Source organism: Brevibacillus jepli (assembly GCF_047229145.1).
Classification (GTDB): Bacteria; Bacillota; Bacilli; order Brevibacillales; family Brevibacillaceae; genus Brevibacillus.
Map to the genome: position 1 here is coordinate 39,114 of NZ_JBFEFW010000017.1, position 13,527 is coordinate 52,640.

11 protein-coding genes are annotated in these 13,527 nt (G+C 50.4%); 1 reads left to right on the forward strand and 10 read right to left on the reverse strand.

Annotation, left to right across the window (positions count from 1 at the left end):
• Positions 1–16 precede the first annotated feature (16 nt).
• The 4 genes from zwf to AB1L17_RS18845 form a co-directional block, all read right to left on the reverse strand.
• Positions 17–1,516, reverse strand: a complete 1,500-nt coding sequence (zwf, locus tag AB1L17_RS18830; protein WP_412846619.1) for a glucose-6-phosphate dehydrogenase — start codon at positions 1,514–1,516, stop codon at positions 17–19.
• Positions 1,517–1,614: 98 nt separating this feature from the next.
• Entirely contained in the window at positions 1,615–2,235 is a 621-nt protein-coding gene (kynB, locus tag AB1L17_RS18835) for an arylformamidase (RefSeq protein WP_412846620.1), read from the reverse strand.
• A gap of 146 nt (positions 2,236–2,381) precedes the next feature.
• Positions 2,382–3,575: an ATP-binding protein gene (locus tag AB1L17_RS18840; RefSeq protein ID WP_412846621.1), complete on the reverse strand. Its 1,194-nt coding sequence runs from the start codon at positions 3,573–3,575 to the stop codon at positions 2,382–2,384.
• 208 nt (positions 3,576–3,783) lie between these two features.
• A complete protein-coding gene (locus tag AB1L17_RS18845; RefSeq protein ID WP_412846623.1) occupies positions 3,784–4,836 on the reverse strand; it encodes a peptidoglycan-binding domain-containing protein in 1,053 nt (350 codons plus the stop codon).
• Between the two features lie 198 nt (positions 4,837–5,034).
• Here AB1L17_RS18845 and AB1L17_RS18850 point away from each other — a divergent pair, with 198 nt between their 5' ends.
• Positions 5,035–5,475 (forward strand): saccharopine dehydrogenase family protein, encoded by a 441-nt coding sequence (locus AB1L17_RS18850; protein ID WP_412846624.1) that lies wholly within the window; start codon positions 5,035–5,037, stop codon positions 5,473–5,475.
• Positions 5,476–5,517: 42 nt separating this feature from the next.
• Here the strand turns inward: AB1L17_RS18850 and pyrE are convergent, their stop codons facing one another.
• From pyrE to AB1L17_RS18880, 6 genes are read right to left on the reverse strand one after another with little or no spacing between them, the layout of a single operon-like run.
• A complete protein-coding gene (gene pyrE, locus AB1L17_RS18855; protein WP_412846626.1) occupies positions 5,518–6,156 on the reverse strand; it encodes an orotate phosphoribosyltransferase in 639 nt (212 codons plus the stop codon).
• Between the two features lie 28 nt (positions 6,157–6,184).
• Positions 6,185–6,922, reverse strand: coding sequence for an orotidine-5'-phosphate decarboxylase (gene pyrF, locus AB1L17_RS18860; protein ID WP_412846627.1), 738 nt, complete (start codon positions 6,920–6,922; stop codon positions 6,185–6,187).
• Between the two features lie 32 nt (positions 6,923–6,954).
• Positions 6,955–10,167: a carbamoyl-phosphate synthase large subunit gene (carB, locus tag AB1L17_RS18865; protein ID WP_412846628.1), complete on the reverse strand. Its 3,213-nt coding sequence runs from the start codon at positions 10,165–10,167 to the stop codon at positions 6,955–6,957.
• Positions 10,151–11,248, reverse strand: a complete 1,098-nt coding sequence (locus AB1L17_RS18870) for a carbamoyl phosphate synthase small subunit (RefSeq protein WP_412846629.1) — start codon at positions 11,246–11,248, stop codon at positions 10,151–10,153. The genes carB and AB1L17_RS18870 overlap by 17 nt, the downstream gene beginning before the upstream one ends.
• 55 nt (positions 11,249–11,303) lie before the next feature.
• A complete protein-coding gene (gene pyrC / locus AB1L17_RS18875) occupies positions 11,304–12,584 on the reverse strand; it encodes a dihydroorotase (protein WP_412846630.1) in 1,281 nt (426 codons plus the stop codon).
• Positions 12,551–13,492, reverse strand: coding sequence for an aspartate carbamoyltransferase catalytic subunit (locus AB1L17_RS18880; protein WP_412846704.1), 942 nt, complete (start codon positions 13,490–13,492; stop codon positions 12,551–12,553). The genes pyrC and AB1L17_RS18880 overlap by 34 nt, the downstream gene beginning before the upstream one ends.
• Between the last annotated feature and the right edge of the window lie 35 nt (positions 13,493–13,527).

Sequence of the window (13,527 nt, forward strand, 5' to 3'; positions counted from 1 at the left end):
CCTCTTATTTTTTGGTCTATCTCGTTGCAGATACTGGCACTCGTTCCTCCACTTTATCCAGCCACCATTGGAATCCGTCTGCTTCCAGCAATCGCTCTGCGGCCTTCGGTCCATATGAACCAGCTTCGTACGTAAAGAGCGGTACGAGATTTTCAGCAAATGCTTCCAAGATCGGTGTAACCCACTCCCAAGAAAGCCGAACCTCGTCCCAATGCGCAAAGTAGGTGGGGTCTCCCCGCAAAGCATCAGACAAAAGCAGCTCGTACGCTTCTGGCACGTCTTTTGTCCCCACACTAAAATCTACTGTCACCGGCTCAATTTTACCGCTATTTGTCGGATTCTTTCTATTCACTTGCAAGGCGATACCTTCGTACGGGTTTACGCTGATGATCAACAGATTAGGAGATGTCGTTTCATTTTGCTCCTGGTACAGCTTCTCGTGCGGATTTTTGAACTCAATGACGATTTTGGTTGATTTTTCTTGCAGTCTTTTTCCTGTGCGAATATAAAAGGGTACCCCCTGCCAAAACGGGTCATCGATCCAGACACGCGTAGCAACATACGTTTCCGTCATGGAAACCGGATCGACACCAGGCTCGTCCCTGTATCCAACAACGGGTGTACCGTGAATATGTCCTGCATGATACTGTCCGCGAACTACATGATTGCTGACCTCTTCTTTCTTCATCGGACGAACGGCTGCCATCGCCTTGCGCTTTTCTTCGCGAATATGTGTGGACGTGATCCGCTTCGGGAGTTGCATGGCGATCATCATGAGCATTTGCAGCATGTGATTTTGCAGCATGTCGCGCAGTGCCCCAGCATGCTCGTAGTATCCAGCCCGATCCTCGACGCCGACCGCTTCGTTAGCCGTAATTTGCACGTTGGCGATGTACTGATTGTTCCAGAGCGCCTGGAAGATCGGGTTGGCGAATTCGAGTGCCTCGAGGTTTTGGACCATCGGCTTTCCCAAGTAATGGTCAATCCGATAAATCTCTTCTTCGGTAAATGCCCTCCCCAGCTTGTCGTTCAATTCTTGTGCGGATTGCAAATCATGTCCAAACGGTTTTTCGATGATCAATCGCTTCCAGCCTGTAGTTGAACCGAGTCCGCTTGCCTTGATGTTGGCAGCAATTCCCTCGAAATATTGAGGGGCCACTGACAAGTAAAACATCCGGTTTTGCGGGATCTGTAGCTCCTGTTCTCTTTGGAGTACCAGATCATGTAGCGGCAAATAATCCTCCGGTTCCATTACATCTACTGCCGCATAGCGACAAGCCGCCAAGAAAGCATCGAGCTTCTGTGAATCAATCTCGACTCGACGGGAAAACGCTTGGATAGACTGGTGAATAGATCCCTGAAATTCGTGATCAGACCACGCCCTTCTCCCGACACCAATAATCGAAAATGCGGCAGGTAGCTTTTGATCTACATATAAGGTAAACAGCGCAGGAAAAATTTTGCGTTTTGCTAAATCTCCTGTCGCGCCAAAAAGGACAAAGGTCATCGCTTCCATCTACTTTTTCATTCCCTTCATACGCAAGCCGTGATGATGTTTTTTTGGGTTTACACCGTTATTATTCGAGAAAATCGTCACATTATCAACATGCAGCTTCACGAACGACGCAATACAGCTCGCACCGGACTGCCATCTGCTTCCACTAGCGGCAGCGGCAATGCAATCAGTTCGTAATCACCTGGTTCCACTTCATCGAGCAAAAGCCCCTCCAAAATATGAATATCGTGCTGGTGAAGCGCATGATGGGCAGCCAGTTCCTTGCTATCCAATGGATCGACTGAAGGAACATCTACACCGATCAAACGAACTCCCTTTTCTGCGAGAAACGCTGGCAATTCGGGTCGCAGATAGCAAATCGTTGACGGAAAATGTTCGGGCTCGTTCCAGGATAACGTCTTTAACAGCAAGCGTTCTACACCCTCCAGTTCAATCTGTTCAATATCTTCCGGGCCAATGCTGGTACGCCCGGACAGCTCTACCACTCTTGCCGCTCCCACATACAGGTCCAATGGCAATGCTGCCATTTTTCGGCCATCATCATCGAAATGAAACGGAGCATCCACGTGTGTACCTGTGTGTACACTCATCGTTACTTTCCCAACATTGACAGAGCCACTCTCTGACTTCGGCCAGTTTACCACATAGTGAAAGGGCGTGTCCCCTGGCCAGGTCGGCATGCCTGCTGATAACGGACGTGATATATCATAGATTTTCATTGCGTATCCTCACCTTCTCGCAACTGTTCCGTGCCTATACTCAAGCGTACAAAAAAGACTATATTGAGTCAATATTCGAACATTTATGCCAAAAAAAGAAGACTGCAGCCCTGGCGAGCAGACAGTCTTTCGGTTTTGGAACGCTTTCAGATTCTACTATGGAGAGACAAGTAGTCCCACACTTCATCGTAAATGCCATGATGACTCGTATGCTTCAAATGTTCCTTCAATGTCCTCAACCACTCAATGGTCGTTGGATAGGTAGCTGCAATGGCTTCCCGCAGATCGCTCATCTGAATCGGACGCTCGACCCCTTTTGTAATAATATCGTGCCATACCTGCTCAGTTGCCAGCTCTACCACGTATTCGATGTCCGCTCCAGAATAAAACTCTGTCCATCCTGCCAATTGATCAAAATCAAGCACATCGCAAGGACGTCCCTCCAGCTTCAAGCGAAAAATATCTTCCCTCGCTTGCCGATCTGGCGGTCCCACAAAAATCCAATGATCAAAACCGGCAGCTCGGAGCAACGCAGGCTCCAGTTCCCATGGAACATTGGTTGCGCCCATTAAGACAAAGCGTTCGTCGTACGCGCCTGCCTCCGTTACTTGTTGAAGCCAACGGGCCTGATAGCCCTGTCTGTTGGGAGAGGTAGCCTGCTCTTCGTAATGGCTGGAAGCTTCAAGTTCATCCAGCAAAAATAAAAATGGTTTGTTGGCCGGAGCTGCTGCCAGTAAATCATGGATGTTCGGCTGGCTATTTGATGAATAAATATCTCGTCCGCCTGTGAAAGAATACGATAAAAAATGCGCTTGGCATTCTTCTGCTGTTGCTTTTGCGAGCAAAGATTTTCCGCACCCAGATGGGCCGTATAGTAAAACGGTACCCTCCTTTCCCGCCTGAAACTTTTTCTGATAAAGTCGTTGTGAAATGGGCTGAATGAGTCTATGTAAAATTGCCTCTTTTACTCGCCCAAGCCCGCCAACCATACGAAACCCCATGGCCCTTTCGACGACTTGAACTGGCTTCGTGGTGGTCTTTCCTTTTCCCCCTTCAATGACACGTATCTTAGATGGAAACATCGTACTATATGCTGAGGAATCCGGTTGGTTGATTCCTTTCATTGTCCGTGAAAATGGGGGTTCCTTTTGTAGCTTATTGAGCTCAGTCACTATTTTTTCCTTCATATCTTCATTTCCATAGGCAAGGGCTTGCGTAAATGCCTGTAGTGCCTCCGTACGTTCCCCCTGCTCAGCATGCTCTAACCCTAATAGTAGCCACACTGGCGCATTGCGCTGATCGCTGGTCAACATACTTTTCAATATCTCAATCTTCGTCATCTGCTTCATCCTCTGCGATCGTCCTGCATCAAGCGATCGATTAGTATCACGGACAAATCCATTATAATGCATACGTCTCGCAAGAAGAATACGAAAAGTAGGAAAAGATGGAAGAATGGCTATGATCATCATTGTGAAAAAGACGCCCATGCTACAAAAAAGCTTCGTCCCCTGAAGAGACGAAGCCTTTGCTCTTTTTCGTGTAGCATTAATCTTTTCCAGTGCCTTCGTTGTCACCTATGTTCTTACCATTACCCGTTCCGCCTCCGTTGCCGTTGCCATTGCCATTGCCGTTGCCATTGCCGTTGCCGTTGCCATTGCCGCCGTTTCCGTTGCCGTTTCCAATTCCAGCTCCGTTACCATTTCCTCCACCGTTGCCTTTATCGCCTCCGTTACCTCTGCCTTCGCCTTCACCATTTCTGCCATCGAAGCCTTTGCCTTTGCCTTCACCAGCTCTGCCGTCGAAGCCTTTGCCTCTGCCTTCACCTTCACCAGCTCTGCCGTCGAAGCCTTTGCCTCTGCCTTCGCCTTCACCAGCTCTGCCGTCGAAGCCTTTGCCTCTGCCTTCGCCTTCACCAGCTCTGCCATCGAAGCCTTTGCCTCTGCCTTCGCCTTCACCAGCCCTGCCGTCGAAGCCTTTGCCTCTGCCTTCGCCTTCACCAGCTCTGCCATCGAAGCCTTTGCCTCCGCCTTGGCCTTCACCAGTTCCACCGCCGAAGCCTTTTCCACCGCCTTGACCTGCTCCGCCGCCGAAGCCACCACCCTGGCCTGCTCCGCCTCCTTGGCCGCCACCGAAGCCTTTGCCTCCGCCTTGGCCTGCTCCGCCTCCTTGGCCGCCACCGAAGCCTTTGCCGCCACCTTGACCCGCTCCGCCACCTTGACCCGCTCCGCCTCCGTGACCTTTTCCGCCTCTGTGGCCGCCTTTCCCTGTTTTGATGCTATCATAAGAATACACAATGCTTTGGAATGTGCGATTATCTACAGAGCCTGTAACTGGCAAGCCGTGTTTTTTCTGATAATGCTTTACACCGCGCACGGTTACATCATCGTAGTATCCGTTGATTTGACCCGAATAACTGCCTAATGATTTCAGCATCCCCTGAATTACATAAATGTCTGGCCCGTGTGCACCTTTGCCCACTGCCAGTCCCGCATTTGGAATAGCAAACATGAGTGTGACAGATAAAAATGCAGCACCTATGAATTTCTTTACTTTCCCTGTTTTCAAGAGGGAGCTCAAGCTCCCATTTCCCTGGATCATGTATACGCACCTTCCTTTGATTTTTTTGTAACCCCACTTACTATTCCCTACTTTTCTTTTCCATTGCATCTGTCCATTCGCTTTTTCTCTCTTTTGCACCCTAATAGATCAACATTTTTATGACTTGCATAAATAAGGAAAAACAAAAATACTTCGGTTTAAATGATTAAGTTTATTAACGGAGTGTGTAATGACGTTGTGAAAGCGCCAAATGTCATAGCCGCTGATTTTCGCATCGCATTCGATAGTAAGCTGTCTACTTTTGCACTCGTTTCATTGGTAAAAAGCCGGATATGGAACCTGCTGGGCAAGGGTACACGGCAAAAAATATTGTACAATCCTGGCACAGGATCTCCTCACCATGTTGTCATTCAAATCCAAGGCCGTGATCAACAAGGGACAATCGTAAATCGTCAAATTGAGATAACCGATCCAAACGGACAGACACACTTGACGGCACTAGGTGCTGCTATTCAGGCACAAAAAATCATTGCTCAAAACGAAGATGCAACAATAACGCCGGGTATTCATTTTCCAGAGGATTTGGTTCCATTCAAAATGAGCGCCGAAGAAATATTTCAGTTCTATCAATCCGAAGGGGTCAAGATTGTGATTCGCGAAGAAACGAAAAAAGAGTAGGATGGCACAAACGCCGCCCTACTCTCCTACCTTTATCGCTTATTATTCAAAAAATGTACGCGGTGACTTCCGCCATTCGCCCAGTACTTTTTCCTGATCTGCGGTGATCACACCTTGCTCAGCTGCCGCTTCCAAAAGTGCCGTGTAATTCGAAATCGTGGAGCAAGGAATGCCAGCCTCCTCGAACAGGGCTTGGGCATCCGGGAATTGATAGCTGAAAATAGCTGCTACCCCGAGCACCTCTCCACCCTCAGCCAGCACCGCTTGCGCTGCTTTCAAGGAGCTGCCTCCTGTGGAAATCAGGTCTTCAATCACGACTACCTTTTGACCAGCAGCTAGTGCGCCTTCGATCTGATTTTGGCGACCGTGGCCTTTTGCCTTATCCCGTACGTAAATCATAGGCAGATCAAGCAGCTCTGCTACCCAGGCAGCGTGGGGAATACCAGCAGTCGCTGTTCCAGCCACGACTTGAGCATCTGGGTACTGCTTCTTGATCAAATCAGCAAATGCTCTTGCAATGGCACGACGCACATGCGGATAGGACATCGTGATCCGGTTGTCGCAGTAGATCGGTGATTTGATCCCGGACGTCCATGTAAAAGGTTGCTCCGGTCGCAGATGGACTGCTCCGATTTCGAGAAGATTTGCTGCTATATTTTTAGCCGTTGTCTCTGTCGTCATTTCTCTTCATTCCCTCCAGCTGGATTCTTTATGAACGATCTGCTTCCACTGCTGCGACGATGCTTTGCCAGATACCTACCGGATCTTTGGCTCCTGTGATCGCACGTCCAATCACGAGGTAGTCACTGCCCAAGCGGAAAGCCTGTTCCGGTGTGGTGATACGCGTCTGATCGCCTTGATCCGCTCCCAGTGGTCGAATCCCCGGAGTCACCGTTACGAATGCATCTCCAGCGGCCTTTTTGATCATCGGTACTTCTAGTGGAGAAGCAACTACCCCGTCCAAGCCAGCTTGCTTGGTCATCATTGCATAATGTACGACAACATCTTCTACCGCACCTGGAATCGCCAATTCTTGATTCATCGTTTGCAAACCAGTAGATGTCAGCATCGTAACGCCAATCAGGAGGGGACGAGCAGCACCTGCCGCTGTCCCTTGCTCCAAGCCTTCTCTCGCTGCTGCCATCATCGCTACGCCACCAGCTGCATGGACGTTTACCATGTCAGCTCCGAGACGTGCCAGGCTTTTCATTGCGCCTTTGGCCGTATTGGGAATATCGTGCACCTTCAAATCCAGAAACACCTTGAGTCCCTTTTCCTTCAAGAAGGAAACGATTGCTGGCCCTTCTGCGTAAGCTAGCTCCATCCCTACTTTTACGTAGCGAATATGTCCTTGCAGGGGCTCGATGCACTTCTTGACTTCATCCAGTGTGGAAAAGTCGAGCGCAACAATCATGCGTTCGCGAATATCGGTTAGTTGTTGTTGCACACTGCTCTCCCCTATTCTTTACTCAGGTTTATTTATACGGTTACTGCCACTTTTGCACCAGCACGCTGGGCTGGCATCGCTTCCGTAGAGAATGTGATCGTCTCCAGTACGTGCAGGAGAGCCGAAGCTGTATCCAGAGATGTCAGGCAGACTGCTCCGTTTTCTACTGCTTCCCGACGGATGCGGAAGCCGTCGCGTTGTGGCGTTTTGCCTTTTGTCAGTGTATTGAGTACGATGTTCGCTTCTCCTGTATGGATGACATCCAACAGATTTGGTGTGCCCTCGGACAGCTTGCTTACCCGAGTCACTTGCAGTCCCGCTTGTTCCAGATAATCGGCTGTGCCTGCGGTCGCCATCAGCTTGAAGCCGAGGTGGCGGAAGCGTTTTACGATGTCCAGCGCTTCTTCCTTGTCTTTATCAGCCACAGTTACGAGCAAGGTGCCTTGTGTCGGGATATTCATGCCCGCAGCGACCAAGCCTTTGTACAACGCTTTTGCCAGCGTGCTCTCGCGTCCCATGACTTCTCCGGTCGATTTCATTTCAGGGCCGAGTGTAATATCCACGCGACGCAGCTTCGCAAAGGAGAAGACTGGTACTTTGACGGAAACCATCGACTCTTCTGGATGGTAGCCTGGTGTAAAGCCTTGTTCGATGATCGAGTGACCCAGAATCGCTTTCGTTGCGATGTTCGCCATTGGAATACCCGTTACTTTGGAGAGAAACGGCACCGTACGGGACGAACGCGGATTGACCTCGATGACGTATGGGCGATCTTTGTAGATGACGAACTGGATGTTGAGCAAGCCTTTGATTTGCAGAGCACGCGCGAGCTTCGTGGTCATGTCGATCAGCTCGTCCTTGATCGCTTGGGACAAGGATTGCGGCGGATATACCGCGATAGAGTCACCGGAGTGAACCCCTGCGCGTTCGATGTGCTCCATGATTCCCGGGATCAGGACGTTTTCGCCATCGCAGATTGCATCCACTTCTGCTTCTACCCCGACCATGTAACGGTCTACCAGTACAGGGTGATCAGGGTTTACCTTCACCGCTTTTTCCATGTACTCCAACAGTTCGGATTGATTGTAGACGATTTCCATCGCACGTCCGCCAAGTACGTAGGATGGGCGAACCAGGACAGGGAAGCCAAGCCCCTCTGCTGCTACAACTGCCTGCTCGACAGAAGTAACTGTTTTGCCTGGTGGTTGAGCGATGTCCAGCTCGCGCAGCAATGCTTCGAACTTCTCGCGGTTTTCCGCTGCATCGATATTTTCCAGACTCGTACCCAAGATTTTGATTCCACGTGCAGCCAGCTTGTCAGCCAGGTTGATCGCGGTTTGCCCACCGAATTGTACGATGACACCTTCTGGTTTTTCCACATCGAGAATGTTCATGACGTCTTCGATGTACAGCGGTTCGAAGTACAGGCGATCAGAAGTATTGAAGTCTGTAGAAACGGTCTCCGGGTTGTTGTTGATAATGACAGCCTCATATCCAGCTTCTCTCAGTGCCCATACTGCATGGACAGTCGCATAGTCAAACTCGATACCTTGACCGATACGGATTGGTCCGGAGCCCAGCACAACCACACGTTTTTTGCCCGTCTCGATGCGCTCGTCTTCCACTTCATACGCGGAGTAGTAGTACGGTGTTTGCGCTTCGAATTCTGCCGCGCAAGTATCTACCATTTTATATACAGGTACAAAGCCTTTTTCCTTGCGCATTGCGTGTACCGCTTCTTCTGTCTCACCGCACAGCTCGGCAATTTTGCGGTCCGTGAAGCCCATGCGTTTTGCTTCGTACAGCTTTTCGCTCGTCAAGCCTTTTGCCAGTTCCGCTTCAAAGGCAATCATTTTATGGAACTTGTGCAGGAAGAACAGATCGATCTTGGTCAGGTCGTGCAGTTGCGCAATCGTCCAACCGCGACGCAGTGCTTCTGCCAAAAGGAAGAGGCGTTCGTCATCTGCATGTACCAAACGTGTACGCAGCTCTTCGTCGTTAATTTGATCTGCATCTTTGATCTCGATATGGTAGCTGCCGATTTCGAGGGAACGGATCGCTTTCATGATCGATTCTTCAAAAGTCCGCCCGATCGCCATGACTTCGCCTGTCGCTTTCATTTGCGTACCGAGCTTGCGGTTGGCGGATTGGAACTTGTCGAACGGCCAGCGTGGGATTTTGCTGACGATGTAATCGAGTGTAGGCTCAAAGCATGCGTACGTTTGGCCTGTCACCGGGTTTTTCAGCTCATCGAGTGTGTAGCCAATTGCGATTTTGGCTGCCATTTTTGCGATTGGATAGCCTGTCGCCTTGGAAGCCAGTGCGGAAGAACGGCTCACACGCGGGTTCACTTCAATCACGTAGTATTGGAAGCTATGCGGGTCGAGTGCGTATTGTACGTTGCAGCCACCCTCGATACCGAGCGCACGGATGATGTTTAGTGCGGACGTGCGCAGCATTTGATATTCGCGATCAGCCAATGTTTGGCTAGGTGCCACTACGATGGAGTCACCCGTATGCACGCCGACTGGGTCGATGTTTTCCATGTTGCAGACCACGATGCAGTTGTCGTTGGCATCGCGCATGACTTCGTACTCAATTTCTTTCATTCCGGCAATGCTTTTCTCGATCAAGCATTGGGTAATGGGGGAGTATTTCAATCCGCTTGCGACGATCTCGCGGAGGGTTTCTTCATCATCACAAATTCCGCCGCCTGTACCACCCAAGGTGTAGGCAGGACGAACGATGATTGGGTAGCCGATTTCATTTGCAAAATCAACTGCTTCTTCTACCGTGCTCACGATGACGGATTCTGGAACCGGCTCGCCCAGCTCGTTCATGAGAGAGCGGAACAGGTCGCGGTCTTCTGCTTGCTTGATCGATTCCAGCTTGGTGCCGAGCAGCTTCACATTTTCTTGTTCCAGAACGCCCGCTTCTGCGAGGGCAACAGCCATGTTCAAGCCTGTTTGACCTCCGAGTGTAGGCAGAAGGCCATCCGGCTTCTCTTGGCGAATAACACGCGCTACGAATTCAGGTGTGATTGGCTCGATATACACTTTATCAGCCATGTTTGTATCAGTCATGATGGTTGCCGGGTTGGAGTTGATCAGCACTACCTCCATGCCCTCTTCTTTTAACGCTTCGCATGCTTGCGTGCCCGCATAGTCAAATTCTGCAGCCTGCCCGATGACGATTGGTCCAGAGCCTATTACGAGGATTTTTTTCAGATTAGCGTGTTTTGGCATGAGTTTTTTCCTCCTTAGCGGTTTCCATCATCGCAAGAAATTGGTCGAACAGGTAGCCGGAATCATACGGACCTGGAGCTGCTTCTGGATGGTACTGTACTGAGAATGCGTTCTTCGCTGTATGACGTACGCCTTCGACTGTGCCGTCATTGAGTGCAATATGTGTAATTTCCAGTTCCGTTCCTGCCAGTGAGTCTTCCTTGACTGCATAGCTGTGGTTCTGGGATGTGATATATGTGCGGCCGGTTGGCAGCTCTTTTACCGGATGGTTGCCGCCGCGGTGTCCGAATTTCATTTTCGTCGTGTCAGCGCCAGATGCGAGTGCGAACAGCTGGTGACCGAGGCAAATTCCGAACAGCGGATATTCACCCAAGATTTCGCGAATCATCTCTACGGCTTGCGGTACATCCTTCGGGTCCCCAGGGCCGTTGGACAAGAGAATGCCGTCCGGTTGAATGCGGCGAATTTCTTCTGCCGTCACGTTGTAAGGTACCACGACTACGTCGCAATTACGTTTAGTAAGCTCGCGCAAAATTCCATGCTTGGCGCCAAAGTCTACCAGAACTACCCGATGACCTGTACCAGGGCAGCTGAATACGCTTTTCGTAGAGACGCGGGATACTTGATCTGTCATCAAAGTCGTGCCGTTCAGAGCTGCAACCAATTCAGCCAACGGGGCTTCACTGGTCGTAATCATGCCCTTCAGGGTGCCATGATAGCGGATTTTTCTCGTCAGCATCCGCGTGTCGATTCCCGCAATACCCGGGATGTCGTATGTTTTCAGCAATTCATCAAGTGTATTCGTGTTGCGCCAGTTGCTCGGTGCCTCACAATGCTCACGAACAACGAAGCCGTGAATGTATGGACGAACCGCTTCAAAGTCGTCTCGATTGATCCCGTAATTTCCGATCAGCGGGTATGTCATGGTGACGATCTGTCCGCAGTAGGATGGGTCGGACAGAACCTCCTGATAGCCAGTCAGTCCTGTGTTGAAAACCACTTCCCCATAAGACTCCTTTGTCGCTCCAAATGCCGTCCCGATAAATTCTGTTCCGTCTTCCAAGATCAATCTTGCACGCATTTATGCTCCTCCTCCATGGTCGTGTAAAAGCTTATCTCTTATCTGTAGGGTGTTTTTACACGTTTTGATATACGATCTTGCCATCTACTAACGTCAGGGTCGGCCAGCCTTTGCACGCCCAACCAGTAAACGGTGTGTTGATTCCTTTACTTGCGAATGTGCTCGGATCAATTGTTTTTTCCGTTTCCAGATCAATCACAGTCAGGTCTGCAGGTGCGCCTACTTCCAGACGTCCGTATGGCAGCTTGAATGCTTCTGCCGGCTTCACGGTCAACAGCTCAACCAGTTTTTTCAAAGTCAGTTCTCCGGTTTGCACGAGGTTTGTATAGAGTAGCGGGAATGCTGTTTCCAGTCCGACGATTCCGAATGGTGCACGGTTAATCCCGTTTGCTTTTTCCTCTTGCGTGTGAGGTGCATGGTCTGTCGCGATCATATCAATCGTGCCGTCTTTCAAACCCGCAATCAGTGCTGCGCGATCCTCGCGGGAGCGAAGCGGTGGGTTCATTTTCCAGTTCGTATCCAGATTGTCCGGGATATCCTCGTCACACAAGAGCAGGTGATGCGGGCTGACTTCGCATGTTACGTTTACGCCCGCTCTTTTACCGTCACGTACCAGACGTACCGACTCTTTCGCGCTAATATGGCATACGTGATAGTGTACACCCGTCTGTTCAGCCAGCAAAATGTCGCGGCCTACGTGGATGGACTCTGATTCAGAAGGAATTCCTGGGAGTCCGTGCCTTGCTGCTACAACCCCGTCATGTAACGCCGCTCCCGGGATCAACAGGTCCTCGTCCTCGCAATGAGCTACGATGGAGATGCCGAGCTCTGCTGCTTTTTGCATAGCCTTCTTCATCATCGCTGTTGATTGTACACCCACACCGTCATCTGTCAGAGCAAAGATCCCCGCTTCTTTTAACCCAGCGAAATCCGTCAGCTCTTTTCCTAATTGGCGAACCGTAATCGCTCCATACGGAATCACGCGCGCCATTCCAGCCTCGCTCGCTTTGTCTAAAATGTAGGTCACTGTCTCGACACTGTCGATGGATGGGCGTGTGTTTGGCATGCATGCTACTGTTGTAAATCCGCCTTGTACGGCTGCTTTTGCTCCTGTTTCAATCGTTTCTTTATGTTCAAAGCCTGGCTCGCGCAGATGTACGTGGACATCGATGAGACCCGCGCTAATCATGCCGCCGTGGCAATCGATCCAATCATGTCCCTCGCGATCGAGTGTTTCCCCCATCGCTGTGATTCTTCCCTTTTCCACCAATATTTCCATCGGGGTGAGTTCCCCCACCTGATTTAGTACGTTGCCGTTGCCAAGGATGATTCCCATGTCATTTCGCTCCCTTTCAAAAGAGTTTCTAGAACTGCCATTCTTGCTGCGACTCCGTTGGTCACCTGGGTTTGAATTAAGGATGTTTCGCATTCTACCAGATCCGTATGAATCTCTACTCCACGATTGACGGGAGCCGGATGCATGATGACTGCGCCTGCCTTCATCATTTTGGCTCGGTCCAGCGTGAGTCCGTAAGCTTTGTGGAACTCTTCCTTCGATAAATAGAGGGATTCCGCGTGACGCTCCAGTTGAACCCGAAGCATCATCACCACATCTGCTGTTTGAACGGCTTCTTCCATCCCCACGATTTTGACACCTTGCGGGATATCCGTTGGCATCATCGTTGCCGGGCCTGCGAGCAGGAGATTCACGCCGAGCTTTGGCAGTGCATGAAGGTGAGAACCAAGCACGCGACTGTGGCGCAAGTCTCCGATGATCGCTACCGTGAGACCGGAGAGCTTGCCAAACTGTTTTTTCATAGTAAGTAGATCGAGCAGGCACTGGGTCGGATGTTCATTCGTTCCGTCTCCCGCATTGATCAGCTTCAGGTCTACACTCTCTGCCAGCTCCTGCAGCAGCCCTTCTTTTTTGGTGCGAATGACCGCTGCTTCCACGCCCATGGCTTCCAAGGTGCGGATCGTGTCATAGACGGTCTCGCCTTTTACTGTGGAGGAGGTTTCCGGAATGAAGTTCAAGACATGTGCACCTAATCTCTTCTGTGCTACTTCGAATGAGAAGCGGGTTCTGGTGCTGGCCTCGAAGAACAGATTCGCGACAAACCGACCGCGCAGGATATCGGCTTGCTCAGTTGGTCTTGCTGCCCAGTACTCTGCACGCTCGAGGAGCCGAATGATCTGTTCTTTCGATAAATCTTTTAGGCCAATCAGGTGCGCTAGGTTGTTCATCATGAATCCCTCCGGTTCTTTTTTCATTAAAAAAG

Excerpts from the sequence above, each read along its gene's own strand:
- zwf (WP_412846619.1), bottom strand. The coding sequence starts at position 1,516 with ATGGAAGCGATGACCTTTGTCCTTTTTGGCGCGACAGGAGATTTAGCA.
- kynB (WP_412846620.1), bottom strand. The coding sequence starts at position 2,235 with ATGAAAATCTATGATATATCACGTCCGTTATCAGCAGGCATGCCGACC.
- AB1L17_RS18840 (WP_412846621.1), bottom strand. The coding sequence starts at position 3,575 with ATGACGAAGATTGAGATATTGAAAAGTATGTTGACCAGCGATCAGCGC.
- AB1L17_RS18845 (WP_412846623.1), bottom strand. The coding sequence starts at position 4,836 with ATGATCCAGGGAAATGGGAGCTTGAGCTCCCTCTTGAAAACAGGGAAA.
- pyrE (WP_412846626.1), bottom strand. The coding sequence starts at position 6,156 with ATGACGACAGAGACAACGGCTAAAAATATAGCAGCAAATCTTCTCGAA.
- carB (WP_412846628.1), bottom strand. The coding sequence starts at position 10,167 with ATGCCAAAACACGCTAATCTGAAAAAAATCCTCGTAATAGGCTCTGGA.
- AB1L17_RS18870 (WP_412846629.1), bottom strand. The coding sequence starts at position 11,248 with ATGCGTGCAAGATTGATCTTGGAAGACGGAACAGAATTTATCGGGACG.
- pyrC (WP_412846630.1), bottom strand. The coding sequence starts at position 12,584 with ATGGGAATCATCCTTGGCAACGGCAACGTACTAAATCAGGTGGGGGAA.
- AB1L17_RS18880 (WP_412846704.1), bottom strand. The coding sequence starts at position 13,492 with ATGAACAACCTAGCGCACCTGATTGGCCTAAAAGATTTATCGAAAGAA.